29 protein-coding genes and 1 other RNA gene are annotated in these 25,344 nt (G+C 46.1%); 15 read left to right on the top strand and 15 right to left on the bottom strand.

The window, feature by feature from the left end; all coding sequences use genetic code 11:
- Window positions 1-10: 10 nt before the first annotated feature.
- Together C2747_RS08205 and C2747_RS08200 are read right to left on the bottom strand one after the other, a co-directional pair.
- On the bottom strand, window positions 11-937 hold the full coding sequence (locus C2747_RS08205) for a dihydrodipicolinate synthase family protein (protein ID WP_215331140.1): 927 nt from the start codon (window positions 935-937) through the stop codon (window positions 11-13).
- Window positions 938-949: 12 nt separating this feature from the next.
- Complete coding sequence (locus C2747_RS08200; RefSeq protein ID WP_215331138.1) at window positions 950-1,879, bottom strand: 2-hydroxyacid dehydrogenase; 930 nt, start codon at window positions 1,877-1,879, stop codon at window positions 950-952.
- 83 nt (window positions 1,880-1,962) lie between these two features.
- Between C2747_RS08200 and C2747_RS08195 the strand changes: the two genes are divergently transcribed.
- Window positions 1,963-2,904, top strand: coding sequence for a 3-hydroxyacyl-CoA dehydrogenase family protein (locus C2747_RS08195; protein WP_215331136.1), 942 nt, complete (start codon window positions 1,963-1,965; stop codon window positions 2,902-2,904).
- Here the strand turns inward: C2747_RS08195 and C2747_RS08190 are convergent.
- Window positions 2,901-4,106 (bottom strand): MFS transporter, encoded by a 1,206-nt coding sequence (locus C2747_RS08190; RefSeq protein WP_215331134.1) that lies wholly within the window; start codon window positions 4,104-4,106, stop codon window positions 2,901-2,903. The two genes, C2747_RS08195 and C2747_RS08190, sit on opposite strands and share 4 nt — an antisense overlap.
- Before the next feature lie 44 nt (window positions 4,107-4,150).
- Here C2747_RS08190 and C2747_RS08185 point away from each other — a divergent pair, with 44 nt between their 5' ends.
- Complete coding sequence (locus C2747_RS08185) at window positions 4,151-4,831, top strand: cytochrome b/b6 domain-containing protein (RefSeq protein WP_215331132.1); 681 nt, start codon at window positions 4,151-4,153, stop codon at window positions 4,829-4,831.
- Here C2747_RS08185 and C2747_RS08180 read toward each other — a convergent pair whose 3' ends face one another.
- Both C2747_RS08180 and C2747_RS08175 read right to left on the bottom strand, forming a co-directional pair.
- Window positions 4,832-5,284: a c-type cytochrome gene (locus C2747_RS08180; RefSeq protein WP_215331130.1), complete on the bottom strand. Its 453-nt coding sequence runs from the start codon at window positions 5,282-5,284 to the stop codon at window positions 4,832-4,834. It lies immediately after the preceding gene.
- 59 nt (window positions 5,285-5,343) lie between these two features.
- Window positions 5,344-6,006, bottom strand: coding sequence for a site-2 protease family protein (locus tag C2747_RS08175; protein WP_215331129.1), 663 nt, complete (start codon window positions 6,004-6,006; stop codon window positions 5,344-5,346).
- 28 nt (window positions 6,007-6,034) lie between these two features.
- On the opposite strand from C2747_RS08175, the gene C2747_RS08170 reads away from it, so the two are divergent.
- From C2747_RS08170 to crcB, 4 genes are read left to right on the top strand one after another with little or no spacing between them, the layout of a single operon-like run.
- Window positions 6,035-6,202 (top strand): hypothetical protein, encoded by a 168-nt coding sequence (locus tag C2747_RS08170; RefSeq protein WP_215331128.1) that lies wholly within the window; start codon window positions 6,035-6,037, stop codon window positions 6,200-6,202.
- 44 nt (window positions 6,203-6,246) lie between these two features.
- Window positions 6,247-6,384, top strand: coding sequence for a hypothetical protein (locus C2747_RS08165; protein WP_215304924.1), 138 nt, complete (start codon window positions 6,247-6,249; stop codon window positions 6,382-6,384).
- A 9-nt stretch (window positions 6,385-6,393) separates the two neighbouring features.
- Complete coding sequence (gene ygiD, locus C2747_RS08160; RefSeq protein ID WP_215331127.1) at window positions 6,394-7,173, top strand: 4,5-DOPA-extradiol-dioxygenase; 780 nt, start codon at window positions 6,394-6,396, stop codon at window positions 7,171-7,173.
- 9 nt (window positions 7,174-7,182) lie between these two features.
- On the top strand, window positions 7,183-7,560 hold the full coding sequence (gene crcB, locus C2747_RS08155) for a fluoride efflux transporter CrcB (RefSeq protein WP_215331126.1): 378 nt from the start codon (window positions 7,183-7,185) through the stop codon (window positions 7,558-7,560).
- A gap of 15 nt (window positions 7,561-7,575) precedes the next feature.
- On the opposite strand, the gene C2747_RS08150 is transcribed toward crcB, so the two are convergent.
- From C2747_RS08150 to C2747_RS08125, 6 genes are all read right to left on the bottom strand, one after another.
- Window positions 7,576-8,553 carry a Bug family tripartite tricarboxylate transporter substrate binding protein gene (locus C2747_RS08150; protein WP_215331125.1) on the bottom strand — a complete coding sequence of 326 codons (978 nt, stop codon included), beginning with the start codon at window positions 8,551-8,553 and terminating at the stop codon, window positions 7,576-7,578.
- Window positions 8,550-9,071: a chromate transporter gene (locus tag C2747_RS08145; protein ID WP_251374737.1), complete on the bottom strand. Its 522-nt coding sequence runs from the start codon at window positions 9,069-9,071 to the stop codon at window positions 8,550-8,552. Before C2747_RS08145 ends, C2747_RS08150 begins: the two co-directional genes overlap by 4 nt.
- Window positions 9,071-9,655 (bottom strand): chromate transporter, encoded by a 585-nt coding sequence (locus C2747_RS08140; RefSeq protein WP_251374736.1) that lies wholly within the window; start codon window positions 9,653-9,655, stop codon window positions 9,071-9,073. Before C2747_RS08140 ends, C2747_RS08145 begins: the two co-directional genes overlap by 1 nt.
- Window positions 9,613-10,587 carry a D-2-hydroxyacid dehydrogenase family protein gene (locus tag C2747_RS08135; RefSeq protein WP_215331124.1) on the bottom strand — a complete coding sequence of 325 codons (975 nt, stop codon included), beginning with the start codon at window positions 10,585-10,587 and terminating at the stop codon, window positions 9,613-9,615. Before C2747_RS08135 ends, C2747_RS08140 begins: the two co-directional genes overlap by 43 nt.
- Window positions 10,588-10,614: 27 nt before the next feature.
- Window positions 10,615-11,988 (bottom strand): MmgE/PrpD family protein, encoded by a 1,374-nt coding sequence (locus C2747_RS08130; protein WP_215331123.1) that lies wholly within the window; start codon window positions 11,986-11,988, stop codon window positions 10,615-10,617.
- Window positions 11,989-12,057: 69 nt separating this feature from the next.
- Window positions 12,058-13,059, bottom strand: coding sequence for a Bug family tripartite tricarboxylate transporter substrate binding protein (locus C2747_RS08125; protein WP_215331121.1), 1,002 nt, complete (start codon window positions 13,057-13,059; stop codon window positions 12,058-12,060).
- Between the two features lie 89 nt (window positions 13,060-13,148).
- On the opposite strand from C2747_RS08125, the gene C2747_RS08120 reads away from it, so the two are divergent.
- Window positions 13,149-13,451, top strand: a complete 303-nt coding sequence (locus C2747_RS08120) for an antibiotic biosynthesis monooxygenase family protein (RefSeq protein ID WP_215331119.1) — start codon at window positions 13,149-13,151, stop codon at window positions 13,449-13,451.
- A gap of 12 nt (window positions 13,452-13,463) precedes the next feature.
- Here the strand turns inward: C2747_RS08120 and C2747_RS08115 are convergent, their stop codons facing one another.
- Entirely contained in the window at window positions 13,464-14,231 is a 768-nt protein-coding gene (locus C2747_RS08115; protein ID WP_215331117.1) for a sulfurtransferase, read from the bottom strand.
- Window positions 14,232-14,320: 89 nt separating this feature from the next.
- Here C2747_RS08115 and C2747_RS08110 point away from each other — a divergent pair, with 89 nt between their 5' ends.
- The 6 genes from C2747_RS08110 to C2747_RS08085 all read left to right on the top strand — a co-directional run bounded on the left by C2747_RS08110 (window position 14,321) and on the right by C2747_RS08085 (window position 20,122).
- Window positions 14,321-15,319: a tripartite tricarboxylate transporter substrate binding protein gene (locus tag C2747_RS08110; RefSeq protein ID WP_215331115.1), complete on the top strand. Its 999-nt coding sequence runs from the start codon at window positions 14,321-14,323 to the stop codon at window positions 15,317-15,319.
- Window positions 15,320-15,328: 9 nt separating this feature from the next.
- Window positions 15,329-15,880: a carboxymuconolactone decarboxylase family protein gene (locus C2747_RS08105; RefSeq protein WP_215331113.1), complete on the top strand. Its 552-nt coding sequence runs from the start codon at window positions 15,329-15,331 to the stop codon at window positions 15,878-15,880.
- Window positions 15,881-15,883: 3 nt separating this feature from the next.
- Window positions 15,884-17,083, top strand: coding sequence for a methyltransferase (locus C2747_RS08100; RefSeq protein ID WP_215331111.1), 1,200 nt, complete (start codon window positions 15,884-15,886; stop codon window positions 17,081-17,083).
- A gap of 245 nt (window positions 17,084-17,328) precedes the next feature.
- Complete coding sequence (locus C2747_RS08095; RefSeq protein ID WP_215331109.1) at window positions 17,329-17,793, top strand: energy transducer TonB; 465 nt, start codon at window positions 17,329-17,331, stop codon at window positions 17,791-17,793.
- Between the two features lie 64 nt (window positions 17,794-17,857).
- Window positions 17,858-17,971, top strand: coding sequence for a hemin uptake protein HemP (hemP, locus tag C2747_RS10640; RefSeq protein ID WP_349814589.1), 114 nt, complete (start codon window positions 17,858-17,860; stop codon window positions 17,969-17,971).
- A 93-nt stretch (window positions 17,972-18,064) separates the two neighbouring features.
- Window positions 18,065-20,122 carry a TonB-dependent receptor family protein gene (locus tag C2747_RS08085; RefSeq protein WP_215331106.1) on the top strand — a complete coding sequence of 686 codons (2,058 nt, stop codon included), beginning with the start codon at window positions 18,065-18,067 and terminating at the stop codon, window positions 20,120-20,122.
- Window positions 20,123-20,163: 41 nt separating this feature from the next.
- Here the strand turns inward: C2747_RS08085 and C2747_RS08080 are convergent, their stop codons facing one another.
- On the bottom strand, window positions 20,164-20,586 hold the full coding sequence (locus C2747_RS08080) for a VOC family protein (RefSeq protein ID WP_215331104.1): 423 nt from the start codon (window positions 20,584-20,586) through the stop codon (window positions 20,164-20,166).
- A 109-nt stretch (window positions 20,587-20,695) separates the two neighbouring features.
- Here C2747_RS08080 and C2747_RS08075 point away from each other — a divergent pair, with 109 nt between their 5' ends.
- The gene (locus C2747_RS08075; RefSeq protein ID WP_215331102.1) at window positions 20,696-21,685 is read left to right on the top strand and encodes a Bug family tripartite tricarboxylate transporter substrate binding protein; all 990 of its coding nucleotides are present in this window, start codon (window positions 20,696-20,698) and stop codon (window positions 21,683-21,685) included.
- Window positions 21,686-21,718: 33 nt separating this feature from the next.
- On the top strand, window positions 21,719-23,470 hold the full coding sequence (locus tag C2747_RS08070) for an IlvD/Edd family dehydratase (RefSeq protein ID WP_215331101.1): 1,752 nt from the start codon (window positions 21,719-21,721) through the stop codon (window positions 23,468-23,470).
- 18 nt (window positions 23,471-23,488) lie between these two features.
- On the opposite strand, the gene C2747_RS08065 is transcribed toward C2747_RS08070, so the two are convergent.
- Both C2747_RS08065 and ssrA read right to left on the bottom strand, forming a co-directional pair.
- Window positions 23,489-24,637, bottom strand: a complete 1,149-nt coding sequence (locus C2747_RS08065; protein WP_215331099.1) for a Fic family protein — start codon at window positions 24,635-24,637, stop codon at window positions 23,489-23,491.
- 329 nt (window positions 24,638-24,966) lie between these two features.
- Window positions 24,967-25,325: a transfer-messenger RNA gene (gene ssrA / locus C2747_RS08060) on the bottom strand.
- Window positions 25,326-25,344: the final 19 nt, after the last annotated feature.

Genomic DNA, 25,344 nt, shown 5'->3' with positions numbered 1-25,344 from the left:
ATCTATTAAATTAAAGGCCTGGCATGCTGAAATTCATCTTTTGTAGCTCACTCAATAACTTTGCTTGTTGATCTGCGCTTAGTTGCATGAGCGGTGGGCGTACACGTAACCACTCTGAATCCTTGCTGTAATGCGCAACTGCAGTTTTCATACCGGCAATCATTTGATATTGAGCAAAGATGGAGCGTACTTGATCAAGGGCAGTTTGGTGTTGATCTGCATCAGATTCTTGCCAATGGGCTGCTAATTCAGCGATAGCTTTAGGGTTTACGTTAGCTGTGGCTGAGATGCAACCAACACCACCAGCGCGCAAGGTGCGCATGAGGAAGACTTCGCTGCCGGCATAAACGCGGAAACCGGAGGGTGCCAACAATTTAATAACGGATTCTGTATAAGCCCAATCACCAGAACTATCTTTCATGCCAATGATTGTTTTTGGATAGGCTTTTGTGAGGCGCTCTAGTAGAGAGAGGCTTAAATTAATCTTAGTGACTGGTGGAATGTTGTAGATGTAGATTTGTAAACCAGCATCACCTACTTTTTGGATGACTTCTGAATAAAAGGCAAACAAACCATCATCGGTGACATCTTTGTAATAGAACGGGGGCAACATCAACACGCCAGCACATTTGTGTTGAACTGCATGACGAGTCATCGTGACAGTGGCGTCAATCGAAGTCGCTCCGGTGCCAGGCATCATATGGGCAGGATTCAATCCGCCTTTAATGAGTGCTGTTAGCGTATCCATTTTTTGTGGCGCTGAAATGGAATTGGCTTCTGAATTGGTGCCGAAGATTGCTTGACCAACACCATTGGCTTCAAGCCATTGACATTGCTTGAGTAATTTTTGTGTATCAGGGCTACCGTCAGCTTTAAACGGAGTCAATACAGGTGAAAGCACCGCAGGTAGTGTTGAGGGGTGTAGGGTCATTGTCATACTTGCTCCGTTTTAATTTTTTACTTCAGTCAGAAGTGGTCTTTTATTATAGAAAGCTTCTAAATTATCTATTGCTAAATTTGTCATCAATTGCCGCGTTTCGGAGGTTGCGCTGCCAATATGCGGAGTTAACAGAACATTATCGAGATTTAAGAACCCTGGGTTTGGGTTTGGTTCATTTTCAAATACGTCGAGGGCTGCCCCGGCAATCCATTTTTGTTGCAGTGCAACTAAAAGTGCAGCCTCATCCACTACGCTACCGCGTGCAATATTAATCAGATAACCCTGAGGGCCGAGAGCCTCTAGAACCTCAGCATTAATCATTTTTTCTGTTTCTGGGGTGGCAGGGCAAGCGAGAAAAAGGACGTCAGATGCCTTTGCTAAAGATTGGATATCAGGAAAGTACTCGTAAGGCAGATCTTTTTGGGTTGGGCCGGTGTAAGCTAAATTCACCTTAAATGGCTCTAGGCGTTTTGCTAGATCTTGTCCAATGCGACCCATTCCTGCAATACCGACCCGTTTACCAGCAAGCGTTGTGGTGACGGTAAATAAACCCTTGGACCAGGCAGCGCTTTTAACAAACTCGTGCGCCTGCGGAATGCGACGTAATAGGCCAAAGAGCATGCCAATGGCCAGCTCGCAAACCGCATCATTTAAAACACCTGGGGTGTTGCTGGCCTTGATTCCATTGGCTTTCAGGTAATCCAGAGGAAGATTGTCATAACCTACGCCACAAGTAGCCACCATCTTTACCGTAGGGAGTTTCTCAAGTAATTGGGCGGGTAGCTGGGTGTTTGAGCGAATCAAAATACTCTCAAAAGAGCCTGGTGGTAGATCGGCATTGAGGTCGGGAAAGCGAACCGGGCTAATGCGCCGGTTAATTGCCGCTTGCATTACCTCAGGAAATTGCCCGACCTGCAGTACTGAATTGACTGGGATCATGTCTCACTTACTTTTTTATTGGAATAATGAAGGCATTGTAAGAGGATTTTGATCCTTATCTGGCCCCCGAAGGAGAAATTGAGATGTTATTTACCCCATCTGAAACTAAGGTCGTCATCGTTGGTGGCGGCACCATGGGTGCTGATGTAGCCGCGGTTTGTGCACGCGGGGGTTGCGCGGTTCAGGTAATGGAGCCTACTACCGAGCGCCGCGCACTTTTACCGGATTACTTTGCCAATACCATGACCGATCTTGGTTATGAGCATCGCCTACATTTACTCTCAACAGCTGGGTCCTTGGAAGAAATAGATTGGTCTGAAGTTGATTTGGTAATTGAGTGCGTACCTGAACGCCTGGATATCAAGCAAGAGTTATTTGCCAAGCTAGAGCAATACGCAAAACCAGAAGCGGTCTTAGCGAGTAATAGCACCAGCTTTCCAATTAGCGATATTTCAGCAGGACTAAAAACAGCGGCACGGATGATTGGTTTGCATTTCTTCATGCCTGCACATCTCGTGCCTTGCGTGGAAGTGGTCTACGGTGCAAAGACTTCGCCGATGGTGGGCGAAAGCCTTTCTCGTTTGATGACGGCTTGCGGTATGGTTCCCGTTACCGTGAAAAAAGATTTACCAGGCTTCTTGGCAAATCGCTTACAGCACGCCTTATCGCGCGAAGCCTTCGCCATGGTCGACGCCGGCATTGCTAGCTTAGAAGATATCGATAAGGCCGTACGTTTTGGCTTTGGCTTTCGTTATATTGCTGCAGGACCTGCAATGCAGAGAGACCATGCTGGATTGGATGTGCATGGTGCCGGTGGTGCAACGATTTATCCGACTCTCAATAATTCCCCAGATATTGCCAAATGCTTAAGTGATCGCATCGCTAGTGGCAAGCTGGGTATGAAAACCGGTGAAGGTTTTTATTCTTGGACTGCAGACACCATGAAGGCAGAGCGAGAGCGCTACCAGGAAGCCTTGCGCGAAGGTCTAAAAATTATTCAAAAAGATTTACCTCAGATTGACTAGGTTAGATCCTTAAGATTGAGCTTTCTGAGTTGAGGTGCAAGCTTATAGGTCAGCAAGACAACTAGCAAGGTTGCAGCTCCACCAAATACGATGGATGGAACAAGCCCAATCAGGCTCGCTGCAATTCCAGATTCAAGTGCGCCCAATTCATTGGAGGAGCCAATGAATATCCCATTGATTGCGCTGATCCTGCCGCGCATCTGATCTGGAGTAGTCAATTGCATAATGCTGCCACGGATGACTACTGAGATAGAGTCAAAGCAACCAGAAATAAATAAGAAGAGTGCACAAAGCCAAAGATTGTTTGAAAGTCCAAAGGCAATAATGGCAATTCCAAAGCCGCCGACTGATAACAATAAATGTCTTCCAGAATCTTCTAGTAGGGGTCGACGCGCTAAGTAAAGACCGGTGATCACGGCCCCGGCTGCTGGCGCTGCCCTCAAAATTCCCAGGGTTTCAGGACCGGCATTGAGAACTTCTTTCACAAAGGCGGGGAGTATCGATACTGCGCCACCAAAAAGTACGGCGAACATATCTAGCAGCATGATGCTGACAATCAAATCGTGTTTTCGTACGTAATGAAAGCCTTCCAAAAAGCTTTTTAAGAAGTCATTGCTCATACCTTCTGACTTTTCAGGTTTGATGCGAATGAAGCTCACTCCATAGAGGCCGATGGCGCCACTCAATGCAGCCAGAGCATAAGTCCACTCCAGGCCAGCAAATCCAATCATGAGTCCGCCTAGACCCGGCCCAGTTACCACGCAAATTTGAAATGCAGAGGATGCATAAGCGGTATAGCGCGGCATTTGATCTCGGGGAATAATTTGTCCAAAGATAGCCTGATAAGAAGGGCGCAAGAGTGCACGAGCTAAACCTAAAAAAGCTACTGCTAAATAAATTAAGGGAACGGGCGGCGCCAACCAATCCAGTGCGATTGCAACTAGAAACAGGGCAACGGCAATATGAAAGGTGCAGGCAATCGCAGCGATCCATTTTCGAGAATGGCGATCTACTGCATGGCCAGCATAGAGGGCTAATGCAAAGTAGGGAATGAGTTCCGCAAGACCAATCAAGCCAAGGGAAATAACGCTGTTGGTAATCTCATAGATATGCCAACCCACTGCAACCATCATGATTTGATAGCTCAGGGTTGCGCCTATACGGTAGAGCAGCAGAGTTTTAAAGGCTTGGCTAGTTTTCATGAATTTTTCTTATTCTAAAGGGGGTAGTGATTTATGCTTTAGATATGAAAAAAACCATCCGTATCTGGGATTTGCCGATTCGCCTGTTTCACTGGTTCTTGGTAGTCGGCATTATTCTGAGTTTTGTCACTGTCAAAGTCGGCGGTAATGCGATGAGTTGGCATGCGCTCTCTGGTTACTGCGTGCTCAGCTTGATTGTCTTCAGAATCCTGTGGGGCTTTGTCGGCTCTTACCATGCACGCTTCATTCATTTTGTACCGAGTCCAAAGGGTTTAATGCATTTTCTAAGGGGTAAGGTCAAAGCGGGTCTTGGCCACAATCCCTTGGGCGCCTTATCTGTTCTAGCTTTACTCTTTTCAGTTGGCCTTCAAGCAGTAACTGGCCTGTTTGCAAATGACGATATTGCCTTCGAAGGACCTTTTGCAAAATATATTTCTAGTGGAACAGTTGAGTTGCTCACTTCAATTCATCGTCAGAATGAAATAGTTTTAATTATTTTAATTGCGCTGCATTTATGTGCAATCCTGTATTACCAAAAATTCAAAGGTGAGAATTTAATTAAACCTATGTTGGTGGGTGATAAAGAAATTGACCCAAGCGAAACAGACATCAATCTCTCTGCAGACTTGGGCCATGCTTCCAAGGATGGAGGTTGGCAAAGAGGCTTTGCGCTATTGCTACTCAGCCTCATTGCGATAACTCTGGGCTACTTCATTACTAGCTGATTACTTTTTCTTAAAGTCATCATGACAGGTTTTGCAGGTAGCATTAGCTGCACCAAAGGCCTTTTTGATTGCCTCTTGATCGCCTGACTGCGCAGCAGTATTAAGGCTAGCAACAGCCAACTGCATTTTTTCTCCCGCCGCTTTAAATTTAGCGTTATCTGACCATACGACTGGAAGAGCATTGCCGCCTTCAGTGCCTGGACCAAAAGCCTGCCATGGCAAAGTCGAGATCATGGCAACAACGGCCGCGTTCTTCGCTACTTCATCTTTATTAAACGGTGCCTCGCCTTTAACAACTGCACCAATTTTCCCAAAGGAATTGGCCATCACAATAAAAGCGCTTTGACGATATTTAATAGCGTCTTCTGGTTTTTTAAAGTCCGCATAAGCAATACCTGTCCCAGCGGCTAGTGCAGGTACGATGGCGGCCAAAATGACATGTTTTAGTTTCATAGTTAAGCTCCAGTGAGGTCAGTGGGTTACTGCTGATCAATTCGAATTTTTAGAATACTTCAGAAAAGCATTTGCAGGGGAAGTGTGACAAAGTAAACAACATTCTTAAAAAAGGCTGTCAAGGGCTCCATCCAAAAGCTGCCAATGACGCCCGTGAAGATGAGGGCCAGAACAATAAAGAATCCGTAAGGCTCTAGTTTTCCAAAGGCGATGGATTGTCGTGCTGGCAATAAGCTCGCCAAAATGCGACCGCCATCTAGTGGGGGCAGAGGGAAGAGGTTAAACACCAGTAAGACCAAGTTCCAGGTGATGCCCGCTTGAGCCATGGCTAAGAGGAATCGCTCATTCACGTCAAAACCAAAGAGGATGATCAGGAAGATGGCCCAAATGAGGGCTTGGATGAAATTGGATCCAGGTCCGGCTAAGGCTACCCAGATAGAGTCAATTCGGGGGTTACGTAGACGCCCAAAATTGACTGGAACTGGCTTGGCATAGCCCACTAAAAAGGGGGACCCACTCAGAATTAACAGCAGGGGAATGAGGATAGTACCCACAGGATCTATATGTTTAATGGGGTTGAGACTGACTCTCCCAAGCATATAGGCGGTATTGTCACCAAATAGACGGGCTGCATAGCCATGGGCAGCCTCATGAATGGTGATGGCAAAAATCAAAGGAATCGCATTAATGGCAACGGCTTGGATAGAATAGTCAGTAATCATGACAATATGATATCCATAGGAGCAAAAAGTGACAGACGATAAAAAACCTGAATCAAAGACCCCCGCTAAGCCCACAGCAGCTAAGCCAGCAGCCCGTCCACCAGCCCCAAAAGGTCCGTCTGGTCCTGGCGGCAGGCCTCAGGCAGGCTTTGGGGGTGGAAAAGCCATGATGCGCAAGGCTGGTCGCGGCCGATAGTGGATAATTACACTATCAAATAATGTGTTTAATAGGGGTTTAGCATGAACGAATGGCATAAAGAGTCGAAAGAAGAAATCAATAAGAAAATCATCACTTTGATCGTGATGTTGGCGGCTGCTACTAGTTTGGCTATTTTGTTTGCGTTGGTTGCGGCTCACACTGGCTACGTATTCGGCTAATTTGCATTAATGACTAGCCATCGCCAACCTGCAGTATTTGCTGGCCATGGCAGTCCAATGTACGCCATTGAACCCAATCGCTATACAGCTGCTTGGGCCAATCTTGGTAAATCACTTAAACGCCCAGATGCCATCTTGGTCATCTCGGCCCATTGGGTAACCCGCGGAGTGTGGGTTACTGCAATGCCCAAACCTAAAACCATTCATGACTTTGGCGGATTTCCGCAAGCCCTTTTTGATATTCAATATCCAGTACCAGGTAGTCCTGCACTGGCAGATCGCGTAAAAGAATTGTTGGATGTTCCCGTAGTGCTTGAGGAGAACGAGTGGGGTATTGATCACGGCGCATGGTCTGTTCTGACATACCTTTATCCAAATGCAGATGTACCAGTAGTGCAACTGAGTCTAGATGGCTCCATGTCTGCGACTGAGCACTATGAGCTTGCTAAAAAATTACGACCTTTGCGTGACGAGAATATCTTGATTCTAGCTAGCGGTAATGTTGTGCATAACTTGCGCACTATTCATTGGGAAGACGGTGCAACACCTTATCCATGGGCTATGAAGTTCAATGATTTTTTTGTTTCTGAGATGCGCGCCAATCATCACGATAATTTAATTAATTGGGAGCAGTGCGGTGATGCCGCGCATCTATCTATTCCGACCCCTGAGCACTATTGGCCAGCTCTATACGCGCTTGCCCTACAAGAGCAAAATGAGACCCCTAAAGTATTGATTGATGGAGTAGAGATGGGTTCTATTAGCATGCTCACTTTTTCAATCCAATAAATATCGAATATGTGGCTATCTATTTTTGCAATTTTTTTTGGCGCCGGTCTTGGTGCTTTGCTGAGAGCGGGCTTTAATCTCCTCACAGTCAGCGTTACCTCAACTCTTCCATTAGGTACTTTTATTTCCAATATGGTTGGCGGATATTTCATCGGTATTGCCGTAGCTTTTTTTGGCAATAATCAAAGCCTCTCCCCTGAATGGAAGCTATTCGTGATTACGGGATTCTTGGGTGGCCTCACTACTTTCTCCAGCTTCTCTGCCGAAGTGGTTGGTTTTATGCAGCGTGGCGAAGTGAGTTGGGCGCTAGGTACTGCGCTCTTACATTTAGTTGGCTCACTCTGCCTAACCTTTTTAGGTATTCTGACTTACCAAGCGCTGAAGTAAGTTTGTGCATCTAGCTTACTCGGGCTTAATATTTCCAGCCTTGACTACAGCACTCCATTTTGCAGCTTCTGATTTAATGAGGGCTGCAAAATCAGCGGGACTTCCGCCGCCAATTTCATTTCCTTGGGAGAGCATCAACTCTCTGAGTTGGGGATCTTTAAGCGCCTCATTAGCGGCTTTATTTAATATATCGATAATGGGTTTAGGTGTGCCAGCAGGCGCAATAAAGCCTTGCCAATTAAGCACTTCAACTTTAGGGTAACCAAGCTCCACAAAACTAGGGACACTCGGAAAGAGCGGAGATCTTTTCTTGCTCGTAATAGCAATAGGGCGCAGTTTATCTGCCCTAATACTCGGCACTGCAGAGTACATCTGATCAAACATCATGTCGACGTTGCCTGCCATCAAATCGGTCAGCGCAGCAGAACCACTCTTGTAAGGTACATGAATCATTTGGATGCCAGCATTTTGCATAAACAGCTCGGCTGAGAGTTGATGGCTGCCGCCGATTCCTCCCGAGGAGAATGTCAGGGTCCCTGGTTTTGCTTTGGCTGCTGTAACGATATCTTGAATAGTCTTGTATTGGGAGTTCGGATTCACTACTAAAATCAGCGGCCCCTTTTCTACTAGGATGATGGGAGTTAGAGCAGTTTCTGGGTCATAGCGTAAGTTTCCAAAAAGCGTTTTGTTTACTGCTATTGGTGCAAAGTTGCCCATACCAATGGTGTAGCCATCCGGAACCGCTCTTGCAACAAACTCAGTTCCAATGTTTCCGCCAGCACCTGGTTTGTTATCAACCACAATCGCTTGCTTCAGAATGACGCTCATTTTCTGAGCCAGTTGTCTGCTCCGAGAATCTGCGCTGCCACCCGCACCATAAGGCACTATTAAATTAATGGATTTGCTAGGGTAGCTATTTTGAGCCTGCGAAGTCAGCGCCAAGGAGAGCGCTGCGCCGGCAATAGTCATACTCAGAAGTGAAGTCAGTTTCATATCAATCCCATTGTTCCAAGGGCTGCGCCCAGTGCAATCAAATATAAAGGATGCCAGCGGGTAAAGACTGTCATCCCAATAGTTAGTAGAGTCAATCCATAAGCAGCATAGCTATGATTGATTTGCAGTGCAATCTGCCACGCAGAAGAGAGAACTAAGCCAATTGCTAGTGCAGCAGCAGCGTACTGAATCGCCTTCTTTTTTTGTTCGTCATTCATACTCAGGATCAGTCGTTGCACAAAGTACACCAAAATAGATGATGGCCAGGCAATAGCAAAAGTGGCTAGTAGCGCCCCCAGAATCCCTCCAACATGCCAGCCGATCAGAGTGACCGTCATAAAATTTGGGCCGGGAGCAGCTTGAGCAATCGCAAAGTAATCAGCAAAAGTTTGTAGGTCTATCCACCGTTCTTGATTAACCGAAAGCTCTAAAAGGCTGGGAAGTAATGCATTGATTCCGCCGAAGGCAATCAAAGAAAAAGCAGAAAGCTTTAAGAACAAACCGAGGAGTATGCCCATTACTTGCGAGCCTTCTTGAATGCTAAAAGCAAGGCAAGCGGCGATACCAGGAGAACAACCCAGCCAAGGCCAAGATGGAAATAGCTTGCGGCCGTCACTGTCAGAGCTACGACCAAAAGCATTGCGGGGTATTTAAACTCATCACGCAACATTTTGATACCAGTGGAGGCGATTAATCCCACGCCCACTGCAGAGATGCCTCTGAGTAGGCCTTGAACACTCTCTAAGTTACTGTAATGCTGATACAAGACTGCTAGCAACATCACAATACAGATTGGCCCAAGGGTCAGGCCAAGCGCTGCGGCAAAGGCACCCTTAGCTCCACAAAGGCGTGAGCCAATGCAGACAGCGAGATTGAGAATATTGGGTCCTGGAACAATCTGACATATCCCAAGAATAGCGCTGAACTCTTCTGAACTGAGCACCTTGTCTTGCTCTACCAGAGTGCGGCGAGCCCAAGGTAGCACTCCACCAAAACCAGACATACCGATCTTGCTAAAGGTAATAAATAATTCTGTTGGAGTGAGTGTTTTCAAAAGTGTTAAGGCTGGTATGGATGAGGTACTGGCTTTTGATCCAACCATGCTTCCAGAGTTTCAGTAATCCCCTGAGAGAACATTTTAAAGACAGGCTCTGCGATAAAGCCTAGGTGGGGAGTGGCCAATAAATTTGGGGTGCTGCGTAAGGGATCATTGGATGGTAATGGTTCAATATCAAATACGTCGATGGCAGCTTGGCCGGGGCAACCTTTTTTGAGGGCTGCGCATAAGTCGGACATATTAATCAATGCAGAGCGCGAGGTATTGACCAGAATGGAGTCAGGGCGCATTAAGGCGAGTTGATCAGCGCTGATCAAGCCCTTAGTTCCGGGGCCTGCTACTAAGTGCATAGTAACTACTTTCGATGTGCGTAGTAATTCATCGAGACTGACGGAAGTGGCATTTTCAATTGCAGCACGTTCTGGAGTCATGTTAGGGCTCCAGGTAACAATCTCCATACCGAATGCCCTACCAACACGAGCAACGGCGCTGCCGATGGCGCCAAGACCAAGAACGCCTAAACGCTCACCGCAGAGCATGGGTAGAACGGAGAGTTCATCGCGCCAGCCACCAGAGCTCACGAGATGATTTTGGCGAACCAATTGTTTTGACGCACCCAAAATTAATGCCCAGGTTAATTCGGCAGTAGTTTCTTTCGAAGGGCCTCCTGGCGTGCAGGCAATTGGAATATTACGAGAAAGAAGGGCGGCGCTATCTAGCGTGCCATTGCGCTTGCCTGTGAACATCAATAATTTGAGCTTTGGCAGCCTCGCAATCATGGCTTCATTAAAAGGGGAGCGGTCACGTACGATGGCAATGACATCAGCATCTTTGACTGCCTCATATAAGGCCTCATCTCGCAATGGCTCATGATGAATTATGAGATGTGAATTTTGCTCTATCCGATCCCATTGAGAGAAGCGACGCAGGGCGCGCTCGTAATCTCCGAGGATGACGATATTCGGTAATTTGGCCATGATGACTGCTTTCTTCTTTAGGGTGGGTTAGTCGGGAGTACAAAGACTCAATATTTTCTTGAGATCGGGTGCACTTCCTAGATTCCATAATGCTGCAATGAGTTGAGCAGTTTTTTCTTTGCCAATCACTGGCTCAGTCAAGCTAGTGAACTTTTGCTCTAAATTAGCGTCGCTCATTGGATTCTCAACAGACCCAATTGCATTTTTAACGAAGATATGGACTTCTCTTCCATCCTTCAGAATCGCTTTGACGTCCACCGATGCTTCACTGATGGATGTATCAGTTGTGGCGTTTACTTTGGCGCGCAAGGCAACTACATCAGGGCGATTGACAATATCATCGGCATATTCACCTTCACCCGCTTGACCGAAAATTAAGCCGACGGCACAGCCATGGTAGACGCTGAATTTACCTTCTAGACCATCTTTAGGTGTTTTCTTACCAGTTAATTCTAGGACAAGTGGATGAGCGCGTAATTCAATGCGTTCCACTTCTTCTGCTTTGACGCCTTGTGCTTTGAGTTGCGCGCACGCATCAATGGCTGGGTGGATCACAATTCCACAAGCGAATGGTTTGTAGGTGTTTAATGAAATCTCAAATGCTTTACCAAGCTCTCGATCAATTTCTGACCAGTCACATTTAGTTGAAACGGTTTGCATATAGCCACGGCCCGCTTCTAAAGCTTTAGGGCTAGCAGTAAAGCCATGCTTTGCTAACAGGGCAGAGAGTTGTCCTGCACGTGCTGCACCGCCTGGGTGAAAGGGTTTTGTCATGGTGCCAAATTGCTCACGCATACCCACTGGCTGAGATGCTGCGATGCCTAATGCCATGGTGGTTTTCTGGACATCCAGCCCCATTAGACGTGAGCAAGCTGCAGCAGAGCCTAGCATGCCAGTAGAGCCAGTGATATGCCAGCCACGATGGTAGTGGTCTGGATACATAGCATTACCAACACGGCAAGCAACATCAATTCCTAAAACGAGTGAATCCACTATTTGACGGCCTGTGACATTCGTATGTTCACCCAAAGCGAGAATGGCAGAGGCTACTGGTCCTGCAGGGTGTATCACCGTTTTTAGATGCGTGTCGTCAAAGTCAAAGGTATGCGAGCTAATGCCATTGATGAGCGCTGCACCACCCATGTCAACGCGATCCTTTCGCCCCAGAATGCTTGCCTGAGGTGCTGGTTGAAATTCGCGGATAGCAGCTAATGAGGATTCAACGCTCTCGTGATTAGCTGCGCCAATTGCGCATCCAAGCCAATTTAAAAAGGTGCGATGAGCCTCATGGTCAACCTCAGGACTCCAGCCTTGACTGGGGTGTGAAGTAACAAACTCAGCCAATATTTTAGTGACTGGTGGCGCATTTAGATCGGATGCTGCTTGAATAACTTGGGACATGTGATTTCCTATTTTTTATAAGTATCGAATTTAGTGAGAGTGAATAGCTGAGTAACCGAGTAACTGAATTTATTCCAATTCAATATTGCGTTCTTTGGCGACCTTAGCCCAGCGAGCAATATCTTCTTTAATATAGTTTTCAAATTGTTGCGGAGACATCGGCATTAATGTCATGGCTTCATTGGTCATTTTTTCCGAGAAATCGGGAAGCGCCAATGCCTTATTGAGCTCCGAATTAAGCTTCTTAACAATCGCAGGCGGAAGGTTGGCGGGGCCAACGATTCCATACCATTGCTGCCCATCAAAGCCGTTGTAGCCAAGCTCCTTAAAGGTAGGAATATTCGGTGCAGCAGGATTACGCTTGGCGCCAGTGATGGCTAAGCCACGAACTCGATTGGTATTTAAGTAGGGCATGGCAGCAAAGAGGGTTGGCAGCATCGCTTGAGTTTGGCCTGCTAACAAATCCGTATAGGCTGGCCCTACACCACGATAAGGGACATGAACCATGGAGATTCCTGCAGCCAGCTTTAATTGCTCCATCCCTAAATGGGTCAATGTTCCTGGGCCAGCAGAGCCGTAACTGATTTTGTCTGGATTCTTCTTGGCGTAATCAATAAATTCTTTGAAGTTTTTAATCGGTAAATCAGGATTGATGACCAGAGCGTTTGGCGTTGCCCCTATCATGCCAATTGCCGTGAAATCTTTTATGGCATCGTAGGGTAGTTTTCGAACCGCTGGATTAGTTCCATGCGAGCCAACGTAGGCAACCATTAAGGTGTAGCCATCTGGGGTCGCTTTTGCGACTGACTGCGAGGCAATAGTACCTCCGCCTCCACCAATATTTTCTACAACGACGGTTTGACCAATCGACTTGGACATTTTCTCAGCAAGCGAGCGAGCGATGTTATCGAGACCACCCCCAGCCGCCACTGGGGCAATCAACTTAATTGGCTTGTTGGGGTAGCTCTGTGTTGATTGCGCTGCAGTATTGAAACTCGTTACTAAGCTTGTGCATGAAAAAATCAAGGCAGATAAAAAAATCGGCATTTGCCGATGGAGGATATTAGACATGTCTCGAGCCCAGATATTTTTTAGATTAAGCTTCTTTTATAAATGAATTTTACTATTGATATAGAAATACTTTTTAAAAAGGAAGCATCATGATTTTAGAGCACTGCGATATAGAAATTGACCCAACTGAGAGCGCTGAGTTTGAGGAGGCCATTTTGCGTGGCGTCAATACGGTGATTGCTAAAGCTAAAGGCTTCCAGGGTTTTAAGGTTAACCGCAGTATCGAAAGTCCTGCTCGCTACCTATTGCTGATTTACTGGGATACCCTGGAGAACCATACAGTGGACTTTAGGGGGTCTGAAGCCTTTGCTGATTGGCGAGCTATTGTTGGGCCATTCTTCGTAAAACCACCTTTTGTTGAGCATATGACTTTGGTGGGTAAATCACGCTAAAACCCTCGGTATTTAGGCGATCTGTTTTTTTCGGATCGAGCGTTCAAGTGGGATGGTGTCTAGGTTAGGTTCTAGCGCTTCCCGCTCATCAAATACGAAGCAGCTACCGTTGTAGTGTGCGGAGCCAACTTCTTCAAAGTACTTGAGGATGCCGCCCTCTAGCTGATAGCTGTGTTGCATGCCAATTTCACGCATGTAGAGACCAGACTTTTCACAACGAATTCCACCGGTGCAAAAGCTTACTAAAGTTTTATCCGCTAACTCATCTTTATGAGCTGAAATTGCCGCAGGAAATTCTGTAAATTTTTCGATATTAAAATGCAGTGCATTTTCAAAAGTCCCATACTCGACTTCAAAAGCATTGCGTGTGTCCACCATGACTACTGGGCGTCCTAAATCATCGGTTCCACGATCAAGCCACTCTTGTAACTTTTTTGGTGTAATGAAGTTAGCGCGACCTTCTTCTGGACGAATCGCTGGGTGATTCATCCGAATGATTTCATTCTTAATTTTGACCAACATCTTCTTGAATGGCTGAGTTTCGGACCAGCTATCTTTGGTTTGAAGGGTTGCAAAGCGCGGATCCTGGCGCAAGTAATTTAGAAAGTGACGCAATGCAGGTTCACTACCGGCTAGGAACATATTGATGCCTTCACCAGTCAAGAGAATGGTGCCCTTTAACTCGCCAGAATTGCACTCATCTAGGATCTTGGCGCGTAGCTCAATTAAATTGTCTAGACTGACAAATAAGTAGGCGGCCACGTTCAAAATTGGTTTCATAGGTAATCTCATCTTGCTCCGGCATCCATTATCAAACAAGCGGCGAGGATGGGTGGTAATCTTGCAGTCTTAATCGAGGGAGATGATGCATGCCGATTTACTTGAAAATAACTAAAAAAGCCCTTTTATTTGGCTTTTTCATGATGTTCGCTGGTTCTTTTGCTAGCGCTCAAACTGCGGGTGTAGGCGCTTGGCCTACCCAAAAACCGATTCGCCTGATTGCTGTTTTCCCGCCTGGCGGCTCTGTGGATCAAGTGGCGCGTACCTTGGCCCCGGCTTTGCAAGCAGAATTAAAGCAAAACGTCATTGTCGAAAATGTTGGTGGAGCATCTGGCGTGATTGGAACGGCCGCCATGACCAGGTCAGATCCTGATGGCTATACCTTTGCTGTAGTTTTTGATACTCACGGAGTAAATCCAGTCCTCAAAGATAAGCTTCCGTATGACACGATTAAAGACATAGCCCCTGTAACCTTAATTGGTACCTCACCGATGGTATTGGTGGCCAGCAAGAATTCTGCTATCACGAGCTTTAAGCAGTTGGTAGACCAGTCTAAGACTGGTAAACAATTTAGCTATGGATCCATTGGTATTGGTAGCTTAGGTCACCTAGCTATGGCGCGTTTGGCTAAGCAAGCGGGCTTTGATTGGAATCACGTTCCTTACCGTGGCGGAGGACCATTGATGCAAGATGTACTCGGTGGCCAAGTTCAACTGGCTGTTGGCTCAGAATTCTTAGTCAAGCCCCATATTGATAGTGGTGGTGTTATTCCCCTAGTCATCACTACCGTTAAAAGATCCCCTGAGTTGCCCAATGTGCCAACGATTTCTGAGAGTGGCTTCCCTGGATTTAATGCACCAGCATGGTGGGCAGTTTTAGCTCCAGGAAAAACTCCACCGGCAATCGTCAACGCCATGAACCAAGCTGTCACGAAAGCACTCAAGACGCCTGCAGTTGCATCTAAATTAAAATCACAAGGCATTGAAGTTGTTGCTGGTAATCCAGAAACTCTGCGTGACTTTATCGGTAAGCAAATTGCGGTATGGGGTAAGTTTGTGATTGAAAACAATATTAAAGAAACACAATAAGGAATTGATATGAGTGAGCGTTTAATTCCCTATCAGCCGATGGACCTGGCTGAGCCTGCTGATTTGGTAGCAGCTATTCGTAAAAGACGCGGTGGTCAGTTCATTAATTTGGATCGCATGCTTTTACACAGCACTCCAATTGCCGAGGGCTGGAACCATTTTGTGGGCGAGATTCGCAATAATCTCTCCTTAGATCCAAAGCTGCGTGAGTTGGCGATGTGCGGGGTAGCTGTTCTGAATGGCGCTGAATATGAGTTTTTCCATCACGCTCCGCCGTTTATAAAGGCTGGGGGCACTGAAGAGCAAGTGAAAGCACTGCGTTTAATTGGTCAGCCAAACTTTCCTAGCGCCTTATTCTCTTCTGTAGAGAATGATGCTGCAGCACTCACGTTCCAGATGACGCGCAATATTCAGGTGGATAGCGCTCTGATTAAGCGCTTGCAGGCTACTTTGGGTAATACCGATACCGTTGAGCTTGTCACTGTAGTGGCAGCTTACAACATGGTCTCTCGGTTCTTGATTGCTTTAGATGTCAATACCGAGGAACATCCTCCTGAGTAATTCATGAACCAGGATAGCTTCATTCACTGGGAAGAGGGTGGCCAGAACTGTTCAGCAGTTTGGCATTCTGAAAATGGGATCGCAGCACATAAAAAAGTGGTGACTGCCGACGATACATTAACGGCAGATGATGCTTATCATTTGGCATGTGAAGGTACGGCTATTCTCTGGAAGGGTGATTTCCAAAACGCTAGACAGTTATTGCAGGCCTTGGTTCGTCGTATAGACAAACCATCAAAAAAATCAAAGCGTGCCGGTAAGAGGGTGGATAAGTCTATCGATGCTGCCCCCAAGAAAACAGCAAAAGATATTTTTAATCAACACCGCCTAATTCAATCTCAGCGTGCCCGAATACTGGGTATGTTGTTAATTCAATGTAATGCGGATCACACCATCTCTCTACGTCGTGCGCCCAATATCACGCAAGCATGTTTAGAGGCATATGGCATCGTTGATCACTCTTATGTAGTTTCTTTGCGTGAACTCTTGGGCGTAGTCAGCGCTCATGAGTGGCGCAAAAATGGTTTGCCTATTCTGGCAGATGAAAATGGCGAGCCAATTTACGTTCACCCGCATTACGGCGTTTTCTCACCCGTTCGTGGTGAGTACATTGAGTTAGTTTGTAGCGCCCCTTTACCCAAATCCCTTGATCGAGAATCCACAGCTTTTGATATTGGCGTGGGTACTGGTGTGCTATCGATTATTTTGGCAATGCGGGATGTGCAAAAAATTGTTGCCACCGATCAAGATGATCGAGCGCTGATATGTGCCAAAGAAAATATTGCACTCTTAGGTTTAGGTTCTCAAATAGACATTGTGAAGGCTAATTTATTTCCAGCAGGAAAGGCTTCATTGATTATCTGTAACCCACCATGGGTACCTGCAAGGCCTAGCTCCTTACTAGAGTATGCGGTCTATGATCCCGAGAGTCAGATGCTCAAAGGATTTTTGGCGGGATTGAAAGAACATTTGCTGCCTCAAGGTGAGGGCTGGTTGATTCTGTCTGATTTGGCCGAACATTTAGAGCTCAGATCTCGACAAGAGCTACTCTCTTGGATTGAAGATGCCGGATTAGTTGTTCTTGACCGTATTGATACCAAACCTAAACATCCGAAAGCATTTGATGACTCAGACTCTCTTCATTTTGCAAGAGCAGCTGAAATCACTTCACTCTGGCGCTTACAAATTCATCAGAAGTATTAGCTTCACCCATCCAACTCTCTGAATATCCTTGGAGCCTGCGGGCCCTTTAATTGAAGGGGTTGTTGGCCGGGAAAACATCTAATAAAATAAATGAGAATGATTATCATCTTTCATTATTGAGTTGATGTATGTAAGGGCTTTGTTTCTTGATAGGAAAAAAATTAAAGATTAGCGCATCTAATCTCATTCCTCTTGGGGTAATTGGGGCGCATATTTCCATTATTTTTGGAATGGGAATATTTCAAGTGAGAGCACCGCAGACTTTTGCACCAGAGAGGCTAGATCTCAGTTTGAGGGACTCGCTTGATCATCGCGCTGTATCCAAAGTATCAAAACAAACTCAGGACATCAACGTCACTCCAAGTTACCTTGCATCAACGATTGCGAAGGACTTCAGTAATCATGAGCCAAGCATGTCGTCTCCGGTAGCTCAAACCTTTCGTGATAGAAATATATTTTTCAATCCAAAACCCATTTATCCCCTTTTAAGTAGGCGAATGCGTGAGCAAGGGGCCGTTCAACTCAAGTTGTGTATTGATGGTCGAGGGCGAGTGGAACATGTTCAGTTACTCAAAAGTTCTGGCTATGAAAAACTAGATAGATCCGCCATAGAGGGTGTGAGAGAGTGGAAATTTTCTGCCCTAGAGCCTCAGGATCAGGTCATATCTCACTGCTACCATCTCCCGATCCACTTCAGGTTAGAGGCGTAACTTGAAACCAGAGTTAAGTGTCTCGAGAGCAGATTTTGTAAATCCTCAATTGAGATTAGATAAGGTGATTGCCAGTTCGACTTTGTTTGGCAAAGAGAAAACCGTGGTCATCATCCACGATGGCGAAAGATATATTTTAAGAATTACTAAATTAAAGAAGCTTATTTTGACTAAATAGTGATGCACTAAGCACCCTAATTTATTAGCCAGCAAAAGTATTTTGATATGCGATTAGCCAGCGATTTGATGTTTTTATCTCTGGAGATTGCATATGAAGCAGAAAAAATTGGTTTGGGCTTTGCGCTTGGCCTTGATTTGCGGGTGTTCCTTGAGCTCGGGTATTCAGGCTAAGGAAATAGATTTGCCAAGAATGGATATTGTCGGCAGCGAGGAAAATGCGCGCTCGAAAATTCCAGGTACGGTCGAAGTAATCAATCAAAAGCAGCTGGAGTTACTTCAGCCCTTATCTATTCAAGATGCTCTTAAGACTATTCCAGGTATCAATATCCGGGGTGATGAAGGCGGCTTAGGCTCCATTCCGAATATTGGCATTCGAGGACTTAATCCTAGTCGTAGTCAGAAAGTCTTGTTACTGGAGGATGGTGCACCTATCCACCCCAGCCTATTTATTTCTAGCGCCTCTTATTACAGCCCGCCTGTTGATCGTATGAGCGGCATTGAAGTTTTGAAGGGGGCATCAGGCTTGCAGTACGGCCCTTCTAATATTGGTGGGGTTATTAATTACCTGACCAAGACTCCAGAGGAGGGCTTTAAGCTTTCTGGTAAAGCGGGTAATTATGGTTATCAATTGGCTCAAATTGAGGCCGGCGGAAAGTCGGAAAGTAATGGAGCGATCGCAGGCATCAACATCATTAAGTCAGAGAGTGATGGGTATCAAGGCAATGGCTTCAAGATGTACGACATTCTTTTCAAGGGCGGGGTGGCCATTGATCAAAATCAATGGCTAAGCCTGAAATATACCCACTATGACAACAATATCAATACCTCATATGTTGGCTTGAGACCAAATCAATATGACACACGATTTTCAGGGAATCCCGCCCCCAATGATTACTTCGTTACTCAGAGAAATGCTGTTGATCTGAATCACTCTTGGGAGCTCGGTTCAGGGACAAAAATGAACACCTTGTTTTACTGGAGTCGCTTAGATCGGGATTACTGGCGTCAAAGCATCAGTAGTCGTACTGCGGACAAAACCAGTTTTACTCTTTGCAATGGTAATAATGATTGTATGTTTGGGCGTAATCGGGAATTTCAAATGCTCGGAGTGGATTCACGAGTGACTCATGCTTATGAGGCAATGGGCATAGGTAATGAATTTGAATTTGGGCTGCGCTTGCATACTGAGTCGCAATCAAACCAGCTGGTGGCATCCCAAAGCTTAGCTAAGTCTGGAAGAGTATCAGGGCATGAAGAAAATAAAGCCAATTCAGTAGCTCTCTTTGCGCAAAATAGATTCTTGCTATCAAAAGACTTTGCAGTGACTCCTGGTGTACGTATTGAAAGCTATAACCAATCTCGAAATAATGTCCTGACTGAAAAGTCAGGTAGTGCAAAGAATTTAGAAACTGTGCCTCAAATCGGAGCAAGCTGGCAACTGATTCCAGAGTTACAGCTTTACTCGAGTGTATATAAAGGATTTGCGCCCGCTCAATTGGCAACTGCCATTAGTGAAAAGGGTGTGGATCAGCAATTGGATCCTGAGAGATCAACTAATTTTGAGTTTGGTCTACGGGGCGTCAATAACGGGTTCAGCTATGATGCGGCGATATTTAGCATGAACTTTAGTAATCAAATCGTCAATCAAAGTCTTGCTGCGGGCATTACTAAAGCCAACGGCGGCAAGAGCTTACATCAGGGGATGGAATTATCTTTAGCTTACGCGCTTGAATCTGGATGGGGTCTGAGTGGGAATCTAACTTACATTCCGGTTGCTAAGTTTGTTGGTAATTCTTCTATGGGGAAAGATGGAAACCGTATCCCATACACATCAGAGTTGGTATCGAATTTAGGTGTCAGCTATCAGAAAAATGGCCTCAACACTTTAGTTAGTGTGAATTACTTATCACCTCAATTTGCCGATTCAGCAAATACTGTTTTGTCAAACTCCATTGGCACTTTAGGGGAAATCTCTACTATCACCACTGTGAATTGGAGTGCGAATTATGCAATCAATAAAAGTTTGAAAGTATTTGGTGTGGTCAACAACTTGCTGAACAAGCGCTATATTTCCAGTAGAAGTCCTGATGGAATTTTTGCTGGCGCACCCATCAATTTTCAAGCAGGCATGAGTTACCAGTTTTTCTAATGCAATAGATAGCTTGTAGTCATTTTTTCTATCTCAGCCAATTATTTAGCAAATAGCTGGCTGGGATCCTCGAATGCTTTGAACTCTAAGGCATTGCCAGCAGGATCGAGAAAGAACATGGTGGCCTGCTCCCCCACTTTTCCTTTGAAGCGAATCTGTGGCTCGATGATGAACTTCATGCCACTGCTACTTAATTTATCCGCTAATGCATGCCAATCTGGCATTGTCAGCACCACCCCAAAGTATTTTACGGGAACTTGATGTCCGTCAACCTCATTTGAGGCTGCATGACTGCATTCTTCAGGTGCAAGGTGGGCAACTAATTGGTGTCCAAAGAAGTCAAAATCAATCCATTCATCAGAGCTGCGACCTTCTGCGCAACCTAAGGTGCTGCCGTAAAAAGTACGGGCTGCTTCCAGGTTGTCTACAGGAAAAGCCAGGTGAAAAGGTTGAATGTTTGACATAGCGGTCCTTGGCAAGATGTGGAATTAGGCTCAGCAAGCTTAAATAGATGTAATGATGAAGTTTAGTATATTGAGAGCATAAATATAAAACTGTGACACGGAGATAAAAATGATCACTTTTCAATTGGGCAGGATTTGCCGTTCTATCGCTCAGGCAACCCTGATCCTGAGTTTTTCTGGTTTAGTGCATGCCGCCTATCCAGACAGGCCAATCAAACTCATCGTGCCCTATCCTCCTGGTGGGGCTACCGATGTCATTGGACGAATTCTAGCCAAGAATTTAGGTGAATCTTTGGGTCAGCAAGTGTTAGTTGAGAATCGCGGTGGAGCTGGTGGCAATATCGGTGCAGAAGCGGTAGCTAAGGCAAACCCAGATGGCTACACCTTACTGATGGGCGCAGTTACCTCACATTCCACTATGGCCACGCTTGAAAAGGGCAAGTTACGTTACGATCTCCTGAAAGATTTCACTCCGGTCATGATTGTTGGTTCTGTACCTTTGGTGGTGGTGGTGAACCCCAACGTTCCCGTAAGAACCTTAAAAGGCTTAGTGGACTACGCAAAAGCCAATCCAGATAAATTAAATTACGCCTCTTCCGGTGCCGGCGCACCGCAGAGAATGGGTGCAGAAATTTTCCAAAAAGAAGCGGGTCTCAAAATCACGCACGTGCCATACAAGGGTAGCGGCCCAGCTATGACCGATTTGGTTGCGGGACAAGTCAACATGATAGTAGAAACCGTTCCGGCTGCATTGCCGTTTATCAACGCTGGGCAATTACGTCCTCTAGCAGTGACAACGGCAAAACGCATTTCGATGTTGCCTGATGTTCCCACGACCGCTGAATCTGGTATGCCTGCGCTGGAAGTGAGCTCTACCTTTGGTGTTTTAGCGCCAGTCGGTACGCCCATGCCTATCGTTGATCAGTTAAATAGTGCTATCGCTAAACTATTACTCAATCCTGAGGTGAAGGAAGCATTCCTTAAGCAGGGTGTTTACGCCGCAGCGCCAACCAAGCCCAAGAAATCAGCTGAGTTGCTAGCTACTGAAGTGAAGCGTTGGGAAAAGGTCATCAGAGAAGCTGATATTAAGGCTGAGTAAGCACCATTTATTTTTTAAGTTAAAGAGTTACTTATGACAAGCAATGTAGATAAAGAAAAAAAGCTGCCCACAGAGAGCGGTTTACGTAAGGGCTTAACCAGTTACGGCGATAAAGGCTTCTCGCTGTTTTTGCGTAAAGCATTTATCAAGGGTGCTGGCTATACCAATAGCGCTCTGGACCGCCCCGTCATTGGCATTATTAATACTGGCAGTGCTTATAACCCCTGTCATGGCAACATGCCGCAACTGATTGAGGCTGTAAAGCGGGGCGTGATGTTGGCTGGTGGCTTGCCGATGGATTTCCCCACCATCTCGATTCATGAAAGCTTTGCTGCGCCTACCAGCATGTATTTGCGTAACCTGATGTCAATGGATACGGAAGAGATGTTGCGTGCTCAGCCGATGGATGCAGTAGTGATGATTGGTGGTTGCGATAAAACTGTACCTGCGCAAATGATGGGCGCAGCTTCTGCTGGTCTTCCAGCAATTCAGTTGATCACTGGTTCCATGCTGACGGGCTCCCATCGAAGCGAGCGTGTGGGTGCATGCACTGACTGTCGCCGCTATTGGGGAAAATTCCGCGCTGGCGAAATTGATGAAGTTGAAAAAGATGAAGTGAATGACCAATTGGTAGCTAGCGTAGGTACCTGCTCAGTCATGGGTACTGCTAGTACGATGGCTTGTATCTCTGAGGCGCTTGGTATGACTGTGCCTGGTGGCGCAACACCACCAGCAGTTACTGCCGACCGTATTCGGATTGCAGAAGAGACTGGTACTCGCGCTGTACAAATGGCAAAAGACGGCCTAACAATTGATAAGGTATTAACAGCAGACGCTTTTGAAAACGCGATGCGTGTTTTATTGGCAATTGGTGGCTCGACTAACGGCATCGTACATTTAGCTGCCATCGCTGGTCGTATGGGCCTAGAGATTGACTTGGATGCACTCGATAAGATGGGTGATGAGACGCCAGTGTTGGTGGATTTAAAGCCCTCTGGTGATCACTACATGGAGAACTTCCATGATGCTGGTGGTATGACTACGCTGCTACGTGAGCTCAAGCCTTTACTAAAGCTAGATGCGATGACGGTAACAGGTCGCACTTTAGGTGAAGAGATTGATGCGGCCCCTCCAAGCTTTAAGCAAGATGTAGTGCGCAAGTTCGATAACCCGATTTATCCACGTGGCAGCATTGCAGTATTGCATGGCAACCTAGCACCCGGTGCCGCCATCATTAAACAATCAGCGGCCAATGAAAAACTTATGGAGCATGAGGGTCGCGCTGTTGTGTTTGAAAACAGTGAAGACCTAGCCAATCGCATTGATAGTCCAGACTTGGATGTGACAGCAGATGATATTTTGGTGCTGAAGAACATTGGCCCTAAAGGCGCACCCGGTATGCCAGAGGCAGGGTATATTCCGATTCCGATGAAGCTTGCTCGCGCTGGCGTAAAAGATATTGTGAGAATTTCTGATGGGCGTATGAGTGGAACGGCGTTCGGAACCATTGTGTTGCATGTGACTCCAGAAGCTGCAGTAGGTGGACCATTAGCGTTTGTGCATAATGGTGACCGCATCCGCTTGAGCGTGAAGAATCGTGAGATTAGTTTGTTGGTCTCAGATGAAGAGTTGGCAAAGCGTGCAAAAGCAAATCCAGTAATGGAGCCCACTGCAGAACGTGGCTACCTAAAGCTATTCTTAGATACAGTCACTCAAGCAGACAAGGGCGTTGACTTTGATTTCTTGAGAGCAGTGAAGATCGTTGGTAAAACGCCGAAGCGTTAATCGAATTTGATATCAACCTTATTTTGAAATCAAATCAATGTAAGGTTGATAGCTAAAACTGCGGTTGCGAGATTGACCCGTGACCTCAGTAACAATCCCAAGTCCCTCTAGGGTTCTAGCGGCAGCGTTCGCAGTTGGAAAGGTCGTCTTTAGCTCTACCTTAATACGATCAATCGTAAAGCGCGGCATCATCGGTAACAATTCAAAGAGACGCAAGCTTGCAGGGCTTGCGCCCTGAGACGCAAGCAACAGACGCCTATCAGCTGACACTCTAGATGCCACTTCAATGATTCCTCTTTCGGCTGACGTAGCTGCTTCAGTAACGCCTTCTAAAAAGAAACTTACCCAGGACTCCCAACCACCCTCAGTTCTGATGGCGCCAAGTAAACGGTAATACTCCATTTGATGTTCTTTTAAGTAAGAGCTTAAATACATCAGAGGCTCTGGTAACAAGCCAAAGTATTCCATCAATGCTGCAATTAATAATCGGCCAATACGACCATTACCATCTAAGAATGGGTGAATGGTTTCAAACTGGGCGTGAGCAAGGGCGATATTTACCAGACGCGGTAGACCATCATCCTCCTTGTGAATAAATTGCTCAAGATTGGCTAGAAGCTGAGGCACTTCATCTGCTGGTGGTGGAACGAACACTGCGTTACCCGGCCGCGTGCCGCCAATCCAGTTTTGGGATTTACGAAGCTCACCAGGTTGTTTGCCTGTGCCCCTTACGCCATTGAGAAGTAGCTGATGGGCGCCACATAAAAGACGAACACTTATAGGTAGACCAGCCTCATCGCGCAAGTTTTCTCTAACAAACCGAAAGGCTTGCATGTAGTTAGTGACTTCTTCAATGTCATCGGCATTCTTAATATCTAAGCCAGCTTCGTCATCAAATAAGTCGGTGAGGGTAGCTTGAGTACCTTCAATCTGGGAGGTGAGTAAAGCCTCTTTGCGGATAGCGCCATAAAGCAGCCAATCAATCGACGACACTAAACCTGTTACACCAGATAGGCGCGCTAATGCGAGCTCAGCCGCTTGGTTTTGCTTTATATAGCAGGCAGGCGAGAGTGCTGGATCTTTAGGTGGCAGTGGCGCAGGAACAAATGCCTTAACGGATTCGCTAAGGGTGCTTGTAACAACATAAGTGCCGCTAACTCGGTTCATATTAAAGAACTCTTTAATTTAAATATGTATATTAAAGTACTCTTTAATAAAGAGTCAAGTTATTAAAGTCCCTATTAATTAGCGGTAAAACAATGCTCTAGAAATATTTAGGTTGACGAAGCTCTTAATCCCTTTATCCGTAAGCTTTCCAGACGTACCCCCAACCATGTTTTTTATCTAGTTCGATTTTGCTTGAATACCCCCAATAATACCCCCAGAGGTTTTGGCTAGAGCTGGATTTGGAAAGACCATGATGGCCTTGCAAGCTTTTATCTATATAGAAAAACGCCACCCTGGTGGGTGGCGTTGGACTGTTACATACTTCAAAATGGTGGAGTCGGCGGGAATCGAACCCGCGTCCGCAAATCCTCTACAACAAGTTCTACATACTTAGTCATATCATTTAATTTAGCTAGCTAGTCACAGACTGACATGTTCCACGCTGGCGATTCACTAAGTTTTCGAACCATTCCCCGTGACATGAAATGATCTTATCTCTTGTAAATGACCCTGATCTAGCTTTCGCTAGCTGACCCAAGAGAGAATCAGTTCAGGGGCAACCGCAATTAAGCGGCTAGTGCGAAACGTTCGTCGTTTGCAGTTATTACATTCCCATTGATTTACGAGATAACGGGTCCTCGGTATGCCCTTGATGCTTTGTAATCCACGTCGAAACCATGTCGACCCCGGAGTTCATGCATTGGAGA

Origin of the sequence: Polynucleobacter corsicus, assembly GCF_018688255.1 — a bacterium.
Taxonomy (GTDB): Bacteria; Pseudomonadota; Gammaproteobacteria; order Burkholderiales; family Burkholderiaceae; genus Polynucleobacter; species Polynucleobacter corsicus.
Note: the sequence above shows the minus strand (reverse complement) of the source record. Positions and strands in the feature narration are given on the sequence as shown.

Bases quoted from the DNA above. Each gene is read 5' to 3' on its own strand.
- C2747_RS08200 (WP_215331138.1), bottom strand. From the start codon at position 1,879: ATGATCCCAGTCAATTCAGTACTGCAGGTCGGGCAATTTCCTGAGGTA.
- C2747_RS08140 (WP_251374736.1), bottom strand. From the start codon at position 9,655: ATGGTTGGATCAAAAGCCAGTACCTCATCCATACCAGCCTTAACACTT.
- C2747_RS08175 (WP_215331129.1), bottom strand. From the start codon at position 6,006: ATGATTACTGACTATTCTATCCAAGCCGTTGCCATTAATGCGATTCCT.
- C2747_RS08115 (WP_215331117.1), bottom strand. From the start codon at position 14,231: ATGAAACCAATTTTGAACGTGGCCGCCTACTTATTTGTCAGTCTAGAC.
- C2747_RS08145 (WP_251374737.1), bottom strand. From the start codon at position 9,071: ATGGGCATACTCCTCGGTTTGTTCTTAAAGCTTTCTGCTTTTTCTTTG.
- C2747_RS08185 (WP_215331132.1), top strand. From the start codon at position 4,151: ATGAAAAAAACCATCCGTATCTGGGATTTGCCGATTCGCCTGTTTCAC.
- C2747_RS08065 (WP_215331099.1), bottom strand. From the start codon at position 24,637: ATGAACCGAGTTAGCGGCACTTATGTTGTTACAAGCACCCTTAGCGAA.
- C2747_RS08075 (WP_215331102.1), top strand. From the start codon at position 20,696: ATGATCACTTTTCAATTGGGCAGGATTTGCCGTTCTATCGCTCAGGCA.
- C2747_RS08195 (WP_215331136.1), top strand. From the start codon at position 1,963: ATGTTATTTACCCCATCTGAAACTAAGGTCGTCATCGTTGGTGGCGGC.
- C2747_RS08165 (WP_215304924.1), top strand. From the start codon at position 6,247: ATGAACGAATGGCATAAAGAGTCGAAAGAAGAAATCAATAAGAAAATC.
- C2747_RS08085 (WP_215331106.1), top strand. From the start codon at position 18,065: ATGAAGCAGAAAAAATTGGTTTGGGCTTTGCGCTTGGCCTTGATTTGC.
- C2747_RS08110 (WP_215331115.1), top strand. From the start codon at position 14,321: ATGCCGATTTACTTGAAAATAACTAAAAAAGCCCTTTTATTTGGCTTT.
- C2747_RS08135 (WP_215331124.1), bottom strand. From the start codon at position 10,587: ATGGCCAAATTACCGAATATCGTCATCCTCGGAGATTACGAGCGCGCC.
- C2747_RS08205 (WP_215331140.1), bottom strand. From the start codon at position 937: ATGACAATGACCCTACACCCCTCAACACTACCTGCGGTGCTTTCACCT.
- C2747_RS08180 (WP_215331130.1), bottom strand. From the start codon at position 5,284: ATGAAACTAAAACATGTCATTTTGGCCGCCATCGTACCTGCACTAGCC.
- C2747_RS08125 (WP_215331121.1), bottom strand. From the start codon at position 13,059: ATGTCTAATATCCTCCATCGGCAAATGCCGATTTTTTTATCTGCCTTG.
- C2747_RS08080 (WP_215331104.1), bottom strand. From the start codon at position 20,586: ATGTCAAACATTCAACCTTTTCACCTGGCTTTTCCTGTAGACAACCTG.
- crcB (WP_215331126.1), top strand. From the start codon at position 7,183: ATGTGGCTATCTATTTTTGCAATTTTTTTTGGCGCCGGTCTTGGTGCT.
- C2747_RS08120 (WP_215331119.1), top strand. From the start codon at position 13,149: ATGATTTTAGAGCACTGCGATATAGAAATTGACCCAACTGAGAGCGCT.
- C2747_RS08190 (WP_215331134.1), bottom strand. From the start codon at position 4,106: ATGAAAACTAGCCAAGCCTTTAAAACTCTGCTGCTCTACCGTATAGGC.
- C2747_RS08100 (WP_215331111.1), top strand. From the start codon at position 15,884: ATGAACCAGGATAGCTTCATTCACTGGGAAGAGGGTGGCCAGAACTGT.
- ygiD (WP_215331127.1), top strand. From the start codon at position 6,394: ATGACTAGCCATCGCCAACCTGCAGTATTTGCTGGCCATGGCAGTCCA.
- C2747_RS08150 (WP_215331125.1), bottom strand. From the start codon at position 8,553: ATGAAACTGACTTCACTTCTGAGTATGACTATTGCCGGCGCAGCGCTC.
- C2747_RS08070 (WP_215331101.1), top strand. From the start codon at position 21,719: ATGACAAGCAATGTAGATAAAGAAAAAAAGCTGCCCACAGAGAGCGGT.
- C2747_RS08130 (WP_215331123.1), bottom strand. From the start codon at position 11,988: ATGTCCCAAGTTATTCAAGCAGCATCCGATCTAAATGCGCCACCAGTC.
- C2747_RS08105 (WP_215331113.1), top strand. From the start codon at position 15,329: ATGAGTGAGCGTTTAATTCCCTATCAGCCGATGGACCTGGCTGAGCCT.